Below are 20,297 nucleotides of genomic sequence, written 5' to 3' on the forward strand. Positions count from 1 at the left end.
TTTGCTTAATTTACTTCGCAAGCCAAGTCCTTTCATATATTTTGCAACTGTAATTGCTTCGCCTGTTCGAGCAAGCTCTCGGGTCTTGAAACTTTATAACCTAAATGCTGTAATTCCAATGTTATTCTAGGACTTCCATATCTTTGTTTCGCTGCAAAATAAATCAATGTTATCCGTTCTTTTATAATAATTTTTAGCTGTCGTCTTGCGGTAATTGATTGTTTTTTCCATCGGTAATAACTTCCACTACTCACTTGTAGAACTTTGCACATTTTTTCAATCGGGAATACTTGTTCATTGTTTTTAATGAAACTATAAATCATCGACCGCTCATGGAAAAAATGCCGATTGCTTTTTTTAATATATCACGTTCTAACTCGGCATCTTTGAGTCTTTTCTTCAATTCGTGGATTTTTTCTTGCTCGGGAGTGAGTTTTAAATTTCCTTTCCCAGGAAAACTTCCTTCTCCAAACTCCTCGTACTCTTTACGCCATTTATACAACTGTGGTGCTGTAACTCCTAACTATCTGGCGAGTTCTGATACATTTGTTCTCTCATAACTCGATTGAACGGCTTTTTCTTTAAAAGCTTTGTCATAACTTTTGCGGACTTCTTTCATAGGCTAAAATTAAGATTATTTCTTAACTTTCTGTCTAGGCTAAGTTAGCATGTCCAGATTTTGAAAGTGTAACCATTGTGTTATCAATGTGTGTCTTAAAGAAAAACGATACTCGTATTTCGACTTTACATAAAAAACATTTAGTTTGTTTTTTCTCCTACAAAAATACAAATTTAAAATTTTAAGTACCTAAATGTGCTCGAAAACACAAATTTAATGTGTTCGAGCACATTTTTTGCTTTTATATTTGTTTAAGTAAAATTAAATATATAGTTTCGTAATGTTAAAGAGAATTAAAAAAATAAAAAACACATTTAAAAATAAATTTCGTTACCATATTCCCGCATTTAACAACCAAAAAAAACACAATGATTAAAAAATAGTTCTAATAGAAGAATTATATCCAAATACCATTATTGAAGTATTTCGATAATTTTAAGAGCTATTAAGATCAAGACTAAAAAAACTAGACTACTAACTATAGTTTAAGAATGGTTCATACATTCAGCAATCAGAAATAAATGAATATTTGAGCACATTAACTCAAAACCCATAGAAATAAGTTTTTTAATTAGTTCCTTAACCCTTCTAATATTGGGGAATTTAGAAGGGTAATTGTAAATTAAAACAGAATGCCTTGCGGCATTTATAGCAATATGAAAATGAAAAATATATTTTTTTTACTACTCACTTACTTTTTTGTGTCCTCTTGTGGAAACGTTTCGAGTACTTTTAAAAACAAGTTGACTGATAACGATTTGACTCCAATAGCAGCACCAACAACAAAAATTTCAGTGCCTTTGGCAGGAAATGCATACAGCTCTAAACATATTGACGGAAAACGCACAATTACAGATAATGGTATTGAAAACTGGACTAATGCAGAAGAATCTTTTACGGTGTACTTTAGAGTTTCAAAACCTGGAGCTTTTCAAATTTCAGTAGAAGAATCAGTCGCAAATGCTGGAACATCGGAATTGGAATTCACCATTAACAAAGAGTCTAAGCGTATCAAGTTTAACGGTTCCAATCAAAAAGTAACAACTGTTGGAAAATGGACTGTAGACCAACCCGGCTACGTTGGAGTAATTATAAAAGGAATCAATAAAGCAGGTGCTACTTTCCCTTCAATAGAGAATTTAATTATTACCAGTTCCGACTTTGATGGTACTATTGCTTACGTCCCTAATAACGAAGGAAACTTTTTTCATTGGGGAAGACGCGGACCATCAGTACATTTAAATTATCCGCTTCCAGAAAACAAAAATGCCGAATGGTTTTACAACGAAATTACAGTACCTGAAGGCGATGATATAATTGGTTCTTATTATATGGCGAATGGTTTTGCAGAAGGTTATTTTGGTATTCAAGTCAATTCGAAAACAGAAAGACGCATTTTGTTCTCTGTTTGGAGCCCGTTTACAACCGATGACCCGAAAAGCATTCCGGAATCACACAAGATTAAATTACTAAAAAAAGGAGATAAAGTAACCACAGGCGAATTTGGAAATGAAGGTTCTGGAGGTCAAAGTTATTTGAAGTACAATTGGAAGGCTGGAACTACCTATAAATTTTTATTAAGAGGCACTCCACAAAACGGTAACTCGACCAACTTCACCGCCTATTTTTATGCTCCCGAATTGGGTAAATGGCAATTAATTGCAAGCTTTAATAGACCTCAAACAAAAACCTATTTAAAAAGAGTACATTCTTTCTTAGAAAATTTTATACCAGAAAAAGGCGATCTTTCTAGAAAAGCAATGTTTGCCAATCAATGGATCTGTGACGAAAAAGGAAATTGGCAAGAATTAAACACGGCCTCTTTTTCTGTTGACAACACGGCCATACAAGGTTATAGAATGGATTACTCAGGCGGTTTAACCAGCAATGAATTTTATCTAAAAAACGGTGGGTTTTTTACCAATTTTACAGAACCAAAAAGTACATTTAAAAGAGAATTAACAAACAAAAAACCTGAAATTGATTTCAACAAACTTCCATAGACTTATAGTTATTGGATATACAGTTGAATAAAATTACGCTAAGAAACAGCACTAAGTTGAATTTAAAACAAATAAATTAAATTATGAAAACTAAATTTTTGAAATCTCTCGCAATAGCTTGCCTATTGTTTGGATGGTCTGTAGCATCGGCTCAGATGATGAAAACCAAGACTCCTACCCGTTCAAAAGGACAAACAGACGTACTTCAGCTTGCCACCAAACCATTACCAACCGTTCGAATTGCTTTTATAGGTTTAGGAATGAGAGGCCCTGGAGCAGTAGAACGAATGACACACATTCCTGGTGTCGAAATTGTCGCACTTTGTGATATGACTCAAGAAAAGACATCAAAAGCAAATGAAATTTTGACTAAAGCAGGTCTTCCGAAAGCACTAGAATTTTATGGTGAAAACGAATGGAAAAAAGTAACAGCTTTAAAAAATGTAGACTTAGTTTACATTGCGACCGATTGGAAAAACCACGCAAAAATGGGAATTCAAGCAATGAAAGATGGTAAACATGTCGCTATTGAAGTTCCTGGTGCCATGACTATGGATGAAATTTGGGGCTTAATCAATACTTCTGAACAAACTCGTATGCACTGTATGATGTTAGAAAACTGCGTATATGACTTTTTTGAATTAACCACATTAAACATGGCACAGCAAGGTTTGTTTGGAGAAATTCTTCATGCTGAAGGAGCTTATATCCATGGTTTACAACCATTTTGGGGAGCTTATTGGGATAATTGGAGAATGGATTATAACAAATCACACAGAGGAGATATCTACCCAACTCACGGTATGGGACCAGCTTGTCAAGCTTTGAACATTCACCGTGGTGACAAAATGAATTACTTAGTTTCTATGGATACTAAAGCCGTTGGAAATCCTGCCTTCATTAAAGAAAAAACAGGAGAAGACGTAAAAGATTTCAAAAACGGAGATCATACAATGACTATGATTCGCACTGAAAAGGGAAAAACAATTCAGATTCAGCACGACGTAACTTCTCCTCGCCCATACAGCCGTATGTACCAAATTAGTGGTACAAAAGGTTTCGCAAACAAATATCCACAAGAAGGTTATGCTTTAGACTCGAAAGCGATTGGCGCTGACGTTGCTCCAAATCACGAAAATCTTACGGCACATAGTTTTGTTCCAGAAGAGGTTAAAAAAGCATTAATGGAAAAATACAAACACCCAATTTCTAAGAAATTAGAAGAACAAGCAAAAAAAGTAGGTGGTCACGGCGGAATGGACTTTATCATGGACTACCGTTTAATCTATTGCCTCCAAAATGGACTCCCTTTAGATATGGATGTATACGATTTAGCAGAATGGTCTTGTTTAGCACCATTAACTGCAATTTCACTTGATAATAGTTCTGCTCCAGTTGAAATTCCTGATTTTACTCGTGGTGGCTGGAATAAAATTAAAGGTTTGAAATTTGCCGAATAGGTAACGTAGTGGTTAGGTTATTTATAAATGCGGAAAAGGGTTATGAAAATTTTTCATAACCCTTTTTATTTAAAGAATAATCTCTTCTAAAATTACTTCCAGTTAAACGTAATGCGCTTTTCAATGGCGTCATTCAGACTTAAATAAACCGGACATGTTACCGCGGCTCTTTCTAATATCGTTCTGTTCTTCTGCTCTGCTACTCCAACCATATCAAATACAATTTCGATAGCTCCAATTCTTCTTGGCTCGGCGTTCATAATCTTAGTTACTTCGGCAGTAGTGTTTTTTAAATCTAAATTTAAATCGCGTGCTTTAATTCCCATAATGGTCATCATGCAGCTTGCCAAAGCATTGGCTACCGTATCTGTTGGAGAAAAAGCTTCTCCCTTTCCATTATTATCTATTGGTGCGTCCGAAATAATTTCGTTACGCGATTGCAAATGTATAGATGATGTTCTTAAATCACCTAGGTACGTTACTTTTGATGTCATTAGTTGGCTTCTTTTATAGTTAAATCAGTATCGTAATATAAAATGTAAACTCCTCTATTCGCATGTCCACCATCTTCTTTATTAAAAAACTGAAATTTATTATCTACTTGTTCTGTTGTCACTGCATTCGCTGTTTGTTGGTAACTTCCGCCTTGTGCTAAACGCATCATGGTATCAAACGTCACATCAAATCCGCGTGTTGCAAAAGTATTCGGACTGACATTATTTTTAGCTCTGTACGATTTTCTGAAATTTTTAGCTCCATCCGATTCATTTTTTCGATTTACCGACGGATACATTAGACGTAACTTTGTTAAGTTAGTAAAGTTAATTTCATCGGTTTCTAAAGTTTCATTTGGTTCTAAAATTACCAATTGAACTTGATGCGTTTTCATCGCATCCAATAAAGTTCTGATGGTTGTCTTTATCATCGATGTATTTCCGGTTTCCATTACTACATAATTCATTTTTCCAGGAACTAATAATCGAGTAATACTTGCAGCATCCAAAGAAACTCCGCTAGAAAAACTGGCGAATGGAATACCGCTTTGAAACGTTTTGATGTACTGAATTATAGATTCTTTTTTAGGATCTACCACTGCAAGTATGTTTCCACTTTTACTTCGCATATAATCAAACATTGCATTTTTAACTACATTATTTGTTGGAACGGTTTGATACAAATTATCAATCGGATTGGCTCTGTCTTTCGACAATGGCGAAATCACAGGAACATTGTACAATCTCAAATAATTGGCTGCAGTTTCTGCATTATTTTGATAGAATGGACCAATAATAGCATCTGCTCCTTGCAATTTATTCTGTTGTAAAATTTGAGACACATTCGAACCATTTTTATTTTCTTGCGAATCAAAAATGGAAACATCAATTGGTAATCCTAACACTTTTGCGGAGTCAATAGCCATCAAGGCACCCGAATAAAAATCGAGCGTCATGTTTAAAAACTTATCTCTTTTTAATCGATCTTGTAAGGAATTGTCTTTATCACTTTCTAATGCCGAAATATTAAAAGGCAACAACAAAGCAACTTGCTTTCGATCGTTCATACTGCTTTTTTTAGTCAAAACAGACGTTTCTTTTGCATAATCTTGAGAAACAAAAGCAGTCGCATTTGCGGGAACTTTTAATAACATTCCTTCTTGAACGCCAGTTGATAAAGCAGGATTTAAAGCAATTAATTCATCTTGCGACAATCCAAAACTTTTAGACAAGCTGTATAAAGTCTCTTTTGGCTTAACTTGATAATCAGTTAATTCTGGCTTAGGCGCAACTGGTTTCGTATGTACCTCTTCCGTTTTCAAAACAGTACTATCGTATTGTTTTGGAGGAGCTCCTTTTATAGTTAATCGAAAACCAATTGGTAAATTCATAATTACCGCTGGATTTCTACTTTCTAAATCTTGTACTGAAGTATTGTACTTTTTTGCAATAGAATATTTCGTTTCTTTTGGCTCGACATCATGATAAACGTACGATTCTTTCTCTTTTTTCTTATCCTTTTTTATTTGTTCGGCAGGCGCACCAACAACAGGAATAACGATCGTTTGTCCTATTTGCAGTCCGTCTGTTTCCAAAAAAGGATTTGCTTTTTTCAGCGCTTCGTCGCTAACGCCATATTTTTTCTCAATGCCGTACAACGTCTCTTTTGGCTGTACTTCATGAGTTATAGCTTTCTTTACTTTTTTAGAATCTTCTTCTTTTGTTGTAGCAATTTTAGAAGGACTTTTTGAAATAAGTAAAACAGTTCCTGGCTTTAAACCATTGCGAACATCTGGATTTAATTGGTAAATATCGTACGGAGTGACCTGATATTTTAATGCAATCTGATTGACTGTTTCCTCTTTGGACACGGTGTGCTTAATAGTCTTGTCTTGCGAAAAAGCAGCACAAGAAACCAGTAAGGCACTGACAATTACTATTGAAAAGTATTTCATAAAAATTTTCAAAATTTTATTTTTTAAAATAGTAAACAAGGTAGTATTTCTAAAGAATTGCTTGTAAAACTATTTTGTTAATTGTTTGTTATTACTTGTAAAGCTGCGAGCTGACCACAAATGCATTTTTATAAAGCGGCTGACTTTCATTCTGTTTCAACTTATACAACGCTTCTTCTATAAAATCGTAATCATCACAATATACATAATAGTTCAAGCTGTTTACATTAAAAAAGAAACTGGCATTAAAATCGCCTGCATCAATCAACTTCATAATAAATTCATCGCGTTCTTTTGCTTCTGTAAAGATACCTAAAACTAAATAGTAGCCGTCGGTAACTTCTTTTAAATTATCTAATGTTTCAACCTTCAAACTGTTTTGGTTTAGTAGCGGATTGGCTTTTAATACTGTTTTTATGGTATTCAAATTTGAAATAGCACTAGAATCTGTCGCAATGTTTTGACTTTCAGCTGCTTTAATTTGGTATTTTTTTAATTTAATTAAAGACAATTTATCATCAAAAGTACGTGCTTCTGCACTGTAAAAAGTTGCTTTACTAATATGACGCTTTACTTCAATTTGTTTTTGCAAATCCAACGAATCTAACTTAGCCAATAAAAGCTGGTTCTTAGCGTCATCTTTTTGTTGCTCGACTTTAAATTGCTTAATTTCTTCAAAAGACAAGCGTTGCATTAGCGTTTCGCCTGTTCTATTTTTTTCGTTGCTTCGTACTTTTTTCTTATACTCCTGATTTTCCTCAACCGCAATTTTTTCAACTTTATTCATCATTTCAGCATACGAATTTCTATTCTCAGCCAACTCTTTTTTCAAGTCATGTGACAGCTCATTGGTTTGTCTAATGCTTTGATACGATTCTTTTTCCAGCCTTTTAGATTCGGCTAAATTTAGAACTGGTAATTTTTTCAATTCTACTAAATCAGCATTCATTGTCTCCACAAGCGAATCTAGCTTTGCCATCAAAATAGTTTGAACATTTTTATTCGCTTCCAATACTAAACGGAGCTTTTCTACAGATCCAGCACCACCAATTTTATTCAAATCAACCTTCAAATCATTTATTTTAATTACTTTTTGATTCATTTCTCGTTGAACAATCAACCGATCCTTCATATCATCGAGTTCTGCAGCTTTAATCTTAGACTTTTCGGCAATTACTTGCTTTTCAGCCAAAACCAACATTAATTCTTCGGTATCATTAGCCGGTTTTATTTCGTCTTTATTAATGGCTAACTTATTTCCTTCAATCAAACCATTGATAATTTCTGGATTTTGAGCTTCTAAATGTTCAATAGTAATGCCATACTTTTTAGCAATAGCATATTTAGTCTCTTTTGGAGCGACCACATGAAAAATAGTTTCATGATTAATTACACGCACTCGACCATCTAAGGTTTTCTTTTTATTGGGAATAAAAATAGATTGACCAATTTGCAAGCCTCCAAGTAATACCTCTTTATTCTGATTTTCTAAATCTTGAACCGAAACATTGTACTGGCGCGCAATGCTAAATAACGATTCTTTGGCAATCACTTGATGTACCATTCGACTGGAGTTATTTATAGGTGCAGGTGAATTACGCTTCTCTTTTACGCTAAGATTTGAATTAGGAATAACTAAAACTTGGCCGATTTGTAAGCCGCTAGCTAAAATCTCTTGATTAGTTTCTTCGAGTGCATTAACGCTTATTTGATACTGTTTTGCGAGTCCAAAAAGTGTTTCTTTGGGCGCAACAGTATGAGTTTGTTTAGTTAAATTGTTTGGTATCGAATGAACGGGAATTTGTATAATTTGATTGTCTACCAGTCCATTTTGAGAGTTGGGATTTAACTGGTATAAGTCTTCTAAAGACACTTTATATTTTTGGGCTATAAAATATGCTGTTTCCCCTTTTTTAATTTTGTGCTCGACAACAGACTCTTGACTGAATAATTTGTTAAAAAGCGATAAAAAAACAAATAAAATTGTTAATTTTTGTCTCATGTGTGGTAGGTTTAAACAATTAAGGCGCTACAAATGTAACGCCTTAATTTTAAAAATAGTATTATTCCCACTCTATTGTTGCGGGCGGTTTAGAACTTATATCGTAAACTACGCGGTTCACACCTTTTACTTTATTAATAATATCGTTTGAAACTTTCATTAAGAATTCGTACGGTAAATGTACCCAGTCAGCAGTCATTCCGTCGGTAGATTCTACAGCTCTAAGCGCTACTACTTTTTCGTAAGTACGCTCATCACCCATAACTCCTACACTATTTACAGGCAACAGAATTGCTCCCGCTTGCCAAACTTTATCGTACAATCCCCACGATTTTAAGCCATCAATAAAAACAGCATCAACATCTTGTAAAATTTGAACTTTCTCTGGCGTAATATCTCCTAAAATTCTAATTGATAATCCAGGTCCAGGAAAGGGATGTCTACCTAATAATTCTGGATCAATTCCTAACGAAGCTCCTACTCTACGAACTTCGTCTTTAAACAACATTCGAAGCGGTTCTACAATTTTCAATTTCATATAATCTGGCAATCCACCAACATTATGATGTGATTTAATAGTTGCAGACGGTCCTTTTACCGAAACCGATTCAATAACGTCTGGGTAAATAGTTCCTTGCGCCAACCATTTTACACCTTCTAATAAATGTGATTCATCATCGAAAACTTCAATAAAAACGCGTCCGATAATTTTACGTTTGGTTTCTGGATCACTAACTCCTGCCAATTGTGACAAAAAGCGGTCTCCAGCATCTACACCTTTTACGTTCAATCCCATGTCTTTGTATTGATCTAATACACTTTGAAATTCATTTTTACGTAATAATCCGTTATTTACAAAAATACAATACAAATTTTTTCCGATCGCTTGATGTAATAAAACAGCTGCTACAGTTGAATCTACTCCACCAGAAAGTCCTAACACAACTTTGTCGTCGCCTAGTTTTTCTTTTAATTCGCCCACCATTTCTTCAACAAATGCATTAGGAGTAAAGTTTTGAGGAACTTCGGCAATTTTCACCAAAAAGTTCTCTAACATTTTGCTTCCTTCAGTTGAATGAAAAACTTCGGGGTGGTATTGAATTGCATATGTGGTTTCACCTTCAATTTTGTAAGCAGCAAATTCTACATCATGCGTGCTTGCTAACTTTACACCATTGGTTGGTAACGTTTTTACACTATCACTGTGACTCATCCAAACTTGACTGTTTGGAGAAATTCCTTCAAAAAAAGTTTCATCCTCCTTAATGTATGACAAGTTTGCTCTACCGTATTCACGAGTGTTCGAAGCTGCTACTTCACCACCACTAAAGTGCGCTAAGTATTGTGCTCCGTAACAAACTGCCAACAAAGGCAATTTACCTCTAATTTGAGATAAATCTGGATGTGGCGCATCTTCTCCTCTTACAGAAAAAGGGCTTCCTCCTAGAATTACAGCTTTATAACTTGATAAATCATCTGGAAAATGATTATAAGGAAAAATCTCGCAGAATATATTTAATTCGCGAACTCTACGCGCAATAAGCTGAGTATATTGCGATCCGAAATCTAAAATAAGTACGTTGTGTTGCATGCGCGCAAATTTACTTTTTATATTCGAATTTGAAAAATCCGAACTATGAAAAAAAAATATTTTTTTTTACCGTATGTATTTGCGGTCGTAAGAGGTTAAAATAGAATACCATTTCTCTATTATAAAATCAAATTCTTTAACAAAATTCCTGCACTTTTAAACAAGTCAAATTTTTTAAAAAAAGATTGAAAAAACAAAAACAAACTCCTTATTATTATTTAGTCGTCACGACTGTAGCAGCAATGATCGCGTAGTATTCTACAATAAAAGAATGAATTCCTGATCATGTAAAAGATACTATTACAGCATAACAAACCGCAAATGTAAATTTGCACGTAATTATAAAAATCAAGTATTGAATTGATATTGAAGCATGCAACCTTTACTTTTTTGGGATTCTACATCAACTGAATAAGACTCCGTTGCAAAAAGCAAAGTAGAAATCGATTGTGTGGCATATTTTATAATAAGCTAAAGCCGCTAAATGTAAAAGTTTACTCTTCCTTAATGACTAAAATAGACGCTTTAAAACCAGTCGCTAAATTGTCCCAGTAATCATTAGCCATTAGTATATTTTGATCGTCGTAGATTTTTATTTCCGCAGTATTCCCTCCCAAAGTTCCGATGTTTAATGCTTCAAAATCCATCTTATTAAAGCCAGGATCGAGCATTATTTTTACTTCTCTAAAAGCACTTTCTAAAAATAACTGCGCAACAATTACCTTAGAATTCGAAGATACTTTGACTAAATCACCATCGATCGCTCCAAAATCTCTGAGCTTGATAATAAAATATTTTGATTTTGTTTTAATCTGCCCAAAATCGATGTTGCGCTTTACTAATTCGCCGCGACCTTCCTTTAATCCTTCTGCTCGCAAACTCTTATTTAAATCTTTTTCCATTCCGGCTACATAACGGTCGCCAGGATTTGCAAAATCATTTTCGGTTGACATACTAAAATTGCTTTTTTCTTTGCCAATTTGATAGGTCGATGTTTGTGGTTGTTTCGGAATTATACTTGTACTATTAAAAACATTTGGCGCTTTAATGCTCGGCATTTCGGGAGCAAAACTTGGTTCTGGCTCTGGTTCCTTCGGTTTTGTTTTGTTAATAGGCACGCCCATATTTGCAGGTGGAATAGGTTTGAATTTTGAATTTGACTCAAACTGAGCATTGCTTTGAATACCAATAAAAAGAAAAAATATAAATAGTGCGATGTGCTTCATTTTGAGTCGATTTTTAACAAGCGATTGTAAAACTTTAGATCTAAAAAAGTCTAAAAAAAAATATTTGTTTTTAGAATTCTGAGTTTCACTGATAACAAAAGGTAAATCAACAAAAAACATTCCAAAAGTTTCCTTAAAACAAAATTAAATATTTACCAAAATTAAACCTCCCACATTCTACGTGAGCAATAGCTGCTAAAATGTCATAATGCCACAAACTAGCAATTAGATATCGTAACGACTAGCATGACCATTTACTTTTGAATGCAAATGCTTAAAATACAGTTAAAAGGTAATTTAATTGTCTACTTGTTTACAACAATATAAAGTCATTTTTCGCTAAAATTGCAATTGAAATAAGCAATTACAGATGCAACTGAAATGAAGTGTAAAAGACTTCAAATGTTTCAATCGTCACATTTTTTTTTCTTTAAATTAAAATCTATATTTGCTACTCAATTAAAGGATTTTATGGAACAATTTGTAGTGTCGGCTCGTAAATATCGTCCACAAACATTTAAGGATGTTGTAGGACAAAAAGCCATTACAAACACTTTGTTGAATGCTATAGAAAGCAACCATTTAGCGTCGGCGCTTTTATTTACAGGTCCGCGTGGCGTTGGTAAAACAACTTGCGCACGTATTTTGGCTCGTAAAATTAACCAACCTGGTTACGACGATCCAACCGAAGATTTTGCTTTTAATGTTTTTGAACTAGATGCAGCTTCGAATAACTCGGTTGATGACATTAGAAACTTAATTGATCAAGTCAGAATTCCACCACAAACTGGTCAATATAAAGTATATATTATTGACGAGGTACATATGTTGTCTTCAGCAGCTTTTAATGCTTTTTTGAAAACATTGGAAGAACCACCTAAGCACGCCATTTTTATTTTGGCTACTACCGAAAAACACAAAATTATTCCGACGATTCTATCACGTTGTCAAATATTCGATTTTAAAAGAATAACGGTAAAAGACGCCAAAGAACATTTGGCTGAAGTTGCAAAAAGTCAAGGTGTAGAATTTGAAGATGATGCGTTGCATATTATTGCGCAAAAAGCAGACGGCGCCATGCGCGATGCTTTGTCGATTTTTGACCGTGTAGTTTCGTACTGCGGAACTAACTTAACACGTCAGGCCGTAACCGAAAACTTAAATGTCTTAGATTACGAAACATATGTCAACGTAACGGATTTAATCTTAGAAAATAAAATTCCTGATTTATTAATGGCTTACAATGAAATTTTAGCCAAAGGTTTTGACGGTCATCATTTTATTGCAGGATTGGCTTCACACTTTAGAGATTTATTAGTGTGCCAAAATCCAATTACGCTAGAGCTTTTAGAAGTAGGAGAACAAGCGCAAAAATTATACGGAATTCAGGCACAAAAATGCAGCTCTAGTTTTCTTTTGAAGGGAATTGAAATGGCCAACGATTGTGATTTAAAATACAAACTCAGTCAAAATCAGCGACTTTTAGTTGAACTTACTTTAATGCAATTAGCCTCTATCACCTTTGATGGAGAAAAAAAAAAGCTGAACAATTTATAATTCCTCCAACCTATTTTAGAAATAATAGTTATTCTATCGTTGAAAGTCCAAAACAAGATGAAAGTCCTGTTACTGGTAAAGAGATAAATTCTGGTGCTTCACATAAACAATTAACTACAGAAGAAAATTTAGCAGCCAAAGCAACCGAAAACAGAACTGTTCCTGAGCCAGTAAAAATAGTAACTCCTCCAGCCTCCATTGATAGTAAACCTAAAGTCTCTGCACTTTCTTTATCCAGTATTCGCGCCAAAAGAGTGCTAGAAGAAAGCTCTAGAAATTATGTAAAACCTACGACAACTTTACCGACAGAATCGTTCACTGAAACTGAAATGTTATTGCACTGGAACAAATATGCGCAGCGTTTGGGAGAAAAAGGATTTCGAATTATGGAGTCTTTATTACTGATCAATGATCCTAAATTAGAAGGTGAAAGTAGAATTACTCTAGAATTACCCAATGAAGGTTCTAAACTGGATTTTGAAGGTCAAATCCATGGTTTATTAGGGCATTTAAAAGGACATTTACACAACCACGACATTACGATTGATGTTATTGTAAATGAAAGTTTTGAGAGTAAACGTAGCTTTAACGATCAAGATCGATACAATCGTTTGATGGAAATTAACCCCAATATTGAATTATTGCGAACTACTTTTGGTTTAGATTTGCAGTCGTAATTTTATATACCTTTTTTTTAATACTTACGTCTTTATAAGATACGAAGCCACGAGTTTAAATAAAAAAAACGTAGCTTCGAACCGTACTTTAAATCTTTTCGTAGTACATTGCTTTTACTATACCGTCTGAAAGTCCAATTTTTGGTACGTAAATTTGCCGGGCTCCACTCCATTTCATCGCATTCAAATAAATTCTGGTTGCAGGAATAATAACATCGGCACGATCTGGATTTAATCCTAATTCAGAAATACGCTGCTCGTAACTTAACGTATTTAAAAAAGCATACTGTGAATTAACATAGATGTAAGAAAGCGGCTTTTCTTGCGGCTTACCAGACATTTTAAACAATTTATTAATGTTTCCGCCCGAACCAATTAATGTTACCTCTTCATAATCTTCCGTGTTCTTTTTGATCCATTTTTCAATTTCATCCCAAACGACATCACAAACCATATTATTTAACAAACGTACAGTTCCGGCTTTAAACGATCTGGAGTTGACCATTTTTCCGTTAGAAAAAAGGGTGAACTCGGTACTTCCACCACCGACATCTACAAAAAGATAGGTTTGATCAGTTTTTAATAAATGGTGTAAATCAGTAGAAGCTATAATTGTGGCTTCTTTTTTACCATCTATAATTTCGATTTTTATATCCGCTTTTTTCTTAATGTGCGCCACAACTTCTTTACCGTTATAGGCTTCACGCATTGCCGAGGTCGCAAACGCCATATATTTTTCGACTTTGTGCACTTTCATTAATAAATAAAAAGCGCGCATCGCATCGGTCATTCTTTCAATGTTTTCAGGAGAAATTTCACCTACTGTAAAAGCGTCTTGCCCCAATCGAATCGGCACACGAACCAACGAACTTTTATTAAATTGAGGTTCTTTACCTTCCTGTTCTACTATATTGGTAATCAACAATCTCATGGCATTTGAACCAATATCGATCGCTGCATATCTTTTAATTTTAATCATGTCTATGATTTAAAAAGTTTTAATGAACTATTTTTTTAAAGAATTTCTTCGATAACATCAACCTTATCCCGGTAATATTTGTAGGTTTCGAATTGTGCTCTAAAAATTGGATGGTGGTTTCTAACTTTATACTTATTATCCAATTTATATGAATGGTAGCGTACTTTTACATTTCCTTTCCACGCCAAATCAAAATTATCAATTAGTTCATTTTTAATGGACTGATCGTAGATCGGGCAAGTTACTTCTACCCGACCATCTAAATTTCTAGTCATAAAATCGGCTGAAGAAATATAAACTTCACTCAAACCGGCATTACCAAAAATATAAACTCGTGTATGCTCTAAATAATGATCTACTATACTAATAGCTTCAATATTTTCGCTCATTCCAGGTATTCCAGGAATTAAGGAACAAATACCACGGACTTGCAACTGAATTTTGACCCCTGCATTACTGGCTTCATACAATTTATCTATCATTTTAAAATCAGATAAACTGTTCATTTTTAACTTAATGAAGGTTTTACGACCTGCTAAGGCGTGTAAAATTTCGCGATCAATTAGTTTTACAAATTTGGAGCGTGTATAATGTGGAGAAACAATTAAATGCTTGTATCGGTGCACCCTATAATTGATATCAAAAAATTCGAAAATTTTCGCAATATCTTTTAAGATCTGTTGGTGACTCGTAAATAAAGTAACATCAGTATAAATTTTTGCGGTGGCTTCGTTAAAATTTCCTGTAGAAATAAAACCATATCTCATGATTTTTTCATCTTCTAATCGTTCGATGACACAAATTTTGCTGTGTACTTTCAAGCCTTTTATTCCAAAAATTAAATCGATTCCTTCTAATTGCATTTGCTCTGCATATGAAATATTAGAAGCTTCATCGAAACGCGCTTGCAACTCAATTTGAACGGTTACTTTTTTACCATTTTTGGCTGCATTTATTAACGAAGACACAATTTGCGAATTCTTTGCCAATCTATACAACGTAATTTTTATCGATACCACTTTTGGATCAAGAGCTGCTTCTCTCAAAAATTTAGTCACGTAAGAATACGATTGATAAGGAGCATTTAACAAATAATCTTTTTTACCAATGCTTTCTAAAATACTTCCTTCTAAGCTTAATCCTGGAATGGGCAAAGGAACATTTGTGGAGTACAATAAATCAAATCTCCCTAAATTAGGGAAATTCATATAATCTCTTCTGTTGTGATACCTTCCGCCTGGAATAATACTATCTGAAGATACAATTTTCATCTTTTCTAAGAAAAATTGTAGCGTGTCTTCTTCTATTAATTGGTCATAAATAAAGCGAACAGGCTCGCCAATTCGTCTGTCTTTTACGCTAGTAGATATTTTTTCGAGCATACTTTTACTCAAATCACTATCTATTTCTAACTGGGCATCACGCGTAATTTTGATCATGTGCGCCGATACACTTTTATAATCGAAAATATTAAAAATGCTTTTGAGGTTGTGTCGAATTACATCATCAATTAAAATTAAATACTGCTTTTCATTATCTGATGGCAATACGACAAATCGATTGATCGTCATCGGAATTTCAATTACTGCATAACGAATTTCATCGTTCTTATTCATCTCTAAACGAACAGCAAGATAGCCTACAGTATCTTTTAATACTGGAAATTCGGCTAAATCATTTAAAATAATCGTAACTAATTCTGGACTTAATTTTTGGTTGAAATAGTCTTTTAAATATTCTTCTTGATCGTAGTTAATTTCATTTTCATTGATTATAAAAATGTTTTGTTTTTCGAGTTCCGTTTCAATAATACTCAAAATGCGCAAACTCTCCGACTGTTGCTGAATCACGATTTCGGTTATGTCTTTAATTAAATCTTGAGCTGAGATTCCGCCCAAATATTTCTCACCCGAAATACCTGACAAACTCAACCTTCGTATCGCAGCATAACGTACTCTAAAAAACTCGTCAAGGTTGTTCGAAAAAATTCCTAAAAAGCGTAATCTTTCGAGTAAAGGAACGGTTTCATCAGCAGCTTCTTGAAGTACTCTAGCATTAAATGACAACCAACTTTTTTCTCTATCTATATATTTTTGTTCGTGCACTATACTTTTTTTAAATCCTTTGGGAAAATAATTTTTTTGGTTTTACCTTTCTCTATTTCATTCCAACTTGATGCTTCAAATTGTAAAAATACAACACCCGAAGTCGGAACATTTTCGATAAAAACATCCCCAAATTTATTAACAAATTTCGTAATAGCCTCGTTATGCCCGAAAAGAATAACGCTCTCAAAACTATTATCACACGATTTGATCACATTTTCTAATTGTTTTCGATCGAATGTATATAAATCTTCTTTAAACTGAATACTTTCGATAGGATATGAAAGGTTTTGTGCAAATATAAGTGCCGTCTCTTTGGCTCTCGATGCGGGACTACTCCATATAATATAAGTTTTAGGCAAAAATTCTGCTATACCACTCGAAACTATATGTGCGTTTGAAATTCCTTTTATTGATAATGACCGATCAAAATCTTGCAACGGTGCTTCCCAACTTGATTTTGCATGACGAATTAGAATTAAGTTTTTCATAGAAAACAACATTTAATTAATAATTATTTAAAAAAAGAAGGTAAAGTCTAATTTACAAAAGAATAGGTTAGTCTGATATACTTTTACTGAAAATTTAAGATTAATTCCTTTTAGTAATTTTATTTATAAGTCTAAAAAGATACGGTTTATATTTGTTCGTGCCAACTTAGATTATTGTTAAATAAACTTTTAACGTAAAAAAACGTTCAGAAGCTTAGATGCCGTTTATCGAGCAATTTTGCTTTTAATCTATACTATTTAAAAGCGCTAAATAAACTAATAAACACTTAAAAATCAATTGATTATCTGTACTATTTTAAATCTAGTAAAGAATAACATTTCACATATTTTTAAGAGAAAATAGTAGTATTGTAGTAAAATGGGCTTGAATCTTAGAAATATTTAACAAAAAAAGAGTCTTTAATCGAGTTTTCAGGTTAGTTGTAGAGAATAATCAGCATATTAAATGAGTCTATATACATTTGATTCTGAAAAATAACAAGCTAGTATCAGCGATAAAATTTAAACTTCCCCAAAGTGCAAATTGCTGAATTTACACCTACTTAAAGTAGTTTGTTAAACGAAATGTTTTTGATATGTGGTTTAATTTTTCAGGCGCATGCTATGAAAAAACATAACAGAAAATTTTTATTAGTACCAAATCTTGGTAATAAATTTTAAAGCAATTGTATGAAAACGAAAACTACTCTACTATTATTATTATTTCTTTTTACCAGTACGATTTACTCGCAATCTGATACCGACCCTGATAATCTTGGCGGACCTGTTTATGTTGGAACAATTCCTGCTTTAACGGTTCCCAGTAACGATGCAAAATTGATGCGATCTAGCACTTCAAGGTTTAAGAGGGAAGCTGTAAATACTACAAACCTAGAATGGCCGAATGCTGGCGCAGTTCATATCGAAAAAACAGCACAAGCAACAACCTTTCCTGATAAATGGAAAATTAATGTTATGGTAGAAGGAAAAAACATTCCTAAGACTACTGATGTTATTCTTGTAATTGATGATTCTGGCAGTATGGGTTCCAACTCAAAAATGACTACTGCCAAAGAAGCCGCGAAGAAATTTGTAAATGAACTTTTAACCAACTCAACCGGAATTCGTGTAGCCATTGTTACCATTAATAGTGAAAAATCAAGTGGAGTTCCACAAATAGATCATGCCTTTACTGACGATAGGTCACAATTACTTAATTCGATAAATAGTATTAGTGCCGCAGGAGGAACTAATTTACAAGGAGGTTTTTACGCTGCCAGAAGTTTAATGGATATAAGTGTTGCAAGTAAAAAGGTAGTCATATTGTTATCAGATGGAGAACCTACGTACAGTTATAAATCTACTCCATCAATAAGTATCGACATGAATTGTGAGAATAAAAGTAATTTTAGTATCGTTAGAGAGTCGTTTGAAAGAGAGCATTTAACAGTGTCAGCTAGCAATTATCTTAATGTTACAGGAAATGGTTCTAATTTTAAGTTTGCTTTATACTCTAAAAACATAACCTGTGGCGCTGAAAAATACGATATAATTGCCGGTAATCATGGAATACCAACCGCTTACGAAGCAGCTCTACTTATAAATTCTGGTGTAGACGTTTATACAATAGGTTTTGGAGTAAGTGCGGGAGGAGAGGCAGAAAAAACGTTGCAAAAATCTCAAAGTAAAGGTTATTACCCTGCAAATACGAGCAACATTCAAAATATTTATTCGGCCATACGCTCGAACATCTCTTATGCTGCAACAAATGCAATATTAACAGATCCAATGAGTGGTTATATTGTTTTAGATGCTAATGTTGTTCCCTCTTTTTCAGTTTTACCAATTGATACTGGTGATGTTGTTATTTCAAAAGGAACTATCAATTTTACGCAAAATGGTTATGTGTTAAATGATCCTAATGTTCCTTCAAGCGGAAATAGTAATTTGATAAAATGGAAAATTACATGGAATATTGGAACTGTTTCAGAACTGGGAGAGAATATGAACTATTTTGTAACACTGGCGCCAAATACCAATCCGACTCTTTTATACGATGCCAATGAGCAAACCTATATGGATTATACCGATGTTAATGGCAATACTACTGCTAATCAAAAAACTCCAAATAATTTTACTATCCCTAAAGTAAGTGGCGGAAAAGGATCTATCGAAATAATTTACTACGCCGTAAATAGCGCTGGTGAACCGATAAATAGTTCGGGAACAGTTGTAAACAAAGAAAATGCGTTAAAGTTAATTCCTGGAAACAGCAACTATTTTAAATTTAATAATGAAACAGCTCTAACATTAAATCAATCGTACAGCGTTAACCCAGACGCTAGTTACCAGTCGAATAACAACTCCTATCAACTGTTTTGTAGTTTTGGTGATACTGATAGTACACCGACAGCTACCGATCCAAATAAAAAAGTATGGTTTGGTTATTTTATCGACACACCTCCAATCGCAAGTGATCAGACCGAATGTAGCGACGGTACAGCAACACAAAAATTAACCGCTACTGCTACGACAACAACTGGAACAATTAAATGGTACTTACTTGAAACGGGTGGAGCAGTTATAAATGATCCAGTTCAAATTGGTGTTGGAACCACAACATATTACGCAGAAGTATCCGACGGAAGTTGTACTACAGTAAAAAGAACTCCTGTAAAGTTGACTATTAAACTTTCTCCTGTAGCTGTAATAACTAGTAGCAAAGGACTAGAATTGAATTGTACTATTCCAAGTACGACCTTAACGGCAAGCGGTGGAACCAGCTATTTATGGTCAAATGGAGAAACAACTCCAAGTATAACTGTGACAACTGCTGATAAATTTTCTGTAATTGTAACAAATGAGAATGGATGTACAGCAACTACTTGTGCAACTACCACTCTTGATACTACAGTTCCTCTAGCTGTAATAACTAGTAGCAACGGATTGGAATTGAATTGTACTATTCCAAGCACAATTTTAACGGTAAGCGGCGGAACCAGCTATTTATGGTCAAATGGGGAAACAACTCCAAGTATAACTGTGACAACTGCTGATAAATTTTCTGTAATTGTAACAAATGAGAATGGATGTACAGCCACTACTTGTGCAACTACCACTCTTGATAATGCAGTTCCT

At 34.0% G+C, this 20,297-nt stretch carries 14 protein-coding genes and 1 pseudogene; 5 read left to right on the forward strand and 10 right to left on the reverse strand.

Annotated features, from left to right (window positions below):
* Positions 1-319: 319 nt before the first annotated feature.
* A pseudogene (locus AP058_RS16535) lies at positions 320-511 on the reverse strand (transposase); the annotation flags it as partial.
* A gap of 770 nt (positions 512-1,281) precedes the next feature.
* On the opposite strand from AP058_RS16535, the gene AP058_RS00400 reads away from it, so the two are divergent.
* Together AP058_RS00400 and AP058_RS00405 are read left to right on the forward strand one after the other, a co-directional pair.
* On the forward strand, positions 1,282-2,622 hold the full coding sequence (locus AP058_RS00400; protein ID WP_066305509.1) for a DUF3472 domain-containing protein: 1,341 nt from the start codon (positions 1,282-1,284) through the stop codon (positions 2,620-2,622).
* Positions 2,623-2,705: 83 nt separating this feature from the next.
* Positions 2,706-4,082 (forward strand): Gfo/Idh/MocA family protein, encoded by a 1,377-nt coding sequence (locus AP058_RS00405; protein ID WP_066305486.1) that lies wholly within the window; start codon positions 2,706-2,708, stop codon positions 4,080-4,082.
* Positions 4,083-4,174: 92 nt separating this feature from the next.
* Here AP058_RS00405 and AP058_RS00410 read toward each other — a convergent pair whose 3' ends face one another.
* The 5 genes from AP058_RS00410 to AP058_RS00430 all read right to left on the reverse strand — a co-directional run bounded on the left by AP058_RS00410 (position 4,175) and on the right by AP058_RS00430 (position 11,350).
* Positions 4,175-4,576 carry an OsmC family protein gene (locus AP058_RS00410; RefSeq protein WP_066305488.1) on the reverse strand — a complete coding sequence of 134 codons (402 nt, stop codon included), beginning with the start codon at positions 4,574-4,576 and terminating at the stop codon, positions 4,175-4,177.
* Complete coding sequence (locus AP058_RS00415; RefSeq protein ID WP_066305516.1) at positions 4,576-6,531, reverse strand: LysM peptidoglycan-binding domain-containing protein; 1,956 nt, start codon at positions 6,529-6,531, stop codon at positions 4,576-4,578. The genes AP058_RS00410 and AP058_RS00415 overlap by 1 nt, the downstream gene beginning before the upstream one ends.
* Positions 6,532-6,622: 91 nt before the next feature.
* Positions 6,623-8,533, reverse strand: coding sequence for a LysM peptidoglycan-binding domain-containing protein (locus AP058_RS00420; RefSeq protein WP_066305491.1), 1,911 nt, complete (start codon positions 8,531-8,533; stop codon positions 6,623-6,625).
* Positions 8,534-8,594: 61 nt separating this feature from the next.
* A complete protein-coding gene (gene guaA / locus AP058_RS00425; protein WP_066305494.1) occupies positions 8,595-10,124 on the reverse strand; it encodes a glutamine-hydrolyzing GMP synthase in 1,530 nt (509 codons plus the stop codon).
* 494 nt (positions 10,125-10,618) lie between these two features.
* On the reverse strand, positions 10,619-11,350 hold the full coding sequence (locus AP058_RS00430) for a hypothetical protein (RefSeq protein WP_066305519.1): 732 nt from the start codon (positions 11,348-11,350) through the stop codon (positions 10,619-10,621).
* Positions 11,351-11,821: 471 nt separating this feature from the next.
* On the opposite strand from AP058_RS00430, the gene dnaX reads away from it, so the two are divergent.
* On the forward strand, positions 11,822-12,907 hold the full coding sequence (gene dnaX / locus AP058_RS00435) for a DNA polymerase III subunit gamma/tau (RefSeq protein ID WP_066305495.1): 1,086 nt from the start codon (positions 11,822-11,824) through the stop codon (positions 12,905-12,907).
* A 28-nt stretch (positions 12,908-12,935) separates the two neighbouring features.
* Here dnaX and AP058_RS00440 read toward each other — a convergent pair whose 3' ends face one another.
* Positions 12,936-13,157 (reverse strand): hypothetical protein, encoded by a 222-nt coding sequence (locus AP058_RS00440; protein ID WP_066305497.1) that lies wholly within the window; start codon positions 13,155-13,157, stop codon positions 12,936-12,938.
* Positions 13,158-13,161: 4 nt separating this feature from the next.
* Here AP058_RS00440 and AP058_RS00445 point away from each other — a divergent pair, with 4 nt between their 5' ends.
* Complete coding sequence (locus tag AP058_RS00445; RefSeq protein ID WP_231739447.1) at positions 13,162-13,584, forward strand: DNA polymerase III subunit gamma/tau; 423 nt, start codon at positions 13,162-13,164, stop codon at positions 13,582-13,584.
* 88 nt (positions 13,585-13,672) lie between these two features.
* Here AP058_RS00445 and AP058_RS00450 read toward each other — a convergent pair whose 3' ends face one another.
* From AP058_RS00450 to AP058_RS00460, 3 genes are read right to left on the reverse strand one after another with little or no spacing between them, the layout of a single operon-like run.
* On the reverse strand, positions 13,673-14,563 hold the full coding sequence (locus tag AP058_RS00450; protein WP_066305501.1) for a Ppx/GppA phosphatase family protein: 891 nt from the start codon (positions 14,561-14,563) through the stop codon (positions 13,673-13,675).
* A gap of 35 nt (positions 14,564-14,598) precedes the next feature.
* A complete protein-coding gene (gene ppk1 / locus AP058_RS00455; RefSeq protein ID WP_066305507.1) occupies positions 14,599-16,668 on the reverse strand; it encodes a polyphosphate kinase 1 in 2,070 nt (689 codons plus the stop codon).
* Positions 16,668-17,159: a histidine phosphatase family protein gene (locus AP058_RS00460; protein ID WP_066305508.1), complete on the reverse strand. Its 492-nt coding sequence runs from the start codon at positions 17,157-17,159 to the stop codon at positions 16,668-16,670. Before AP058_RS00460 ends, ppk1 begins: the two co-directional genes overlap by 1 nt.
* A 690-nt stretch (positions 17,160-17,849) precedes the next feature.
* Between AP058_RS00460 and AP058_RS00465 the strand changes: the two genes are divergently transcribed.
* Positions 17,850-20,297 (forward strand): VWA domain-containing protein (locus tag AP058_RS00465; RefSeq protein ID WP_157492532.1); only part of this gene is annotated, 2,448 nt, incomplete at its 3' end.

Source organism: Flavobacterium sp. TAB 87, from assembly GCF_001529295.1.
In the GTDB taxonomy this organism is placed as follows: domain Bacteria; phylum Bacteroidota; class Bacteroidia; order Flavobacteriales; family Flavobacteriaceae; genus Flavobacterium.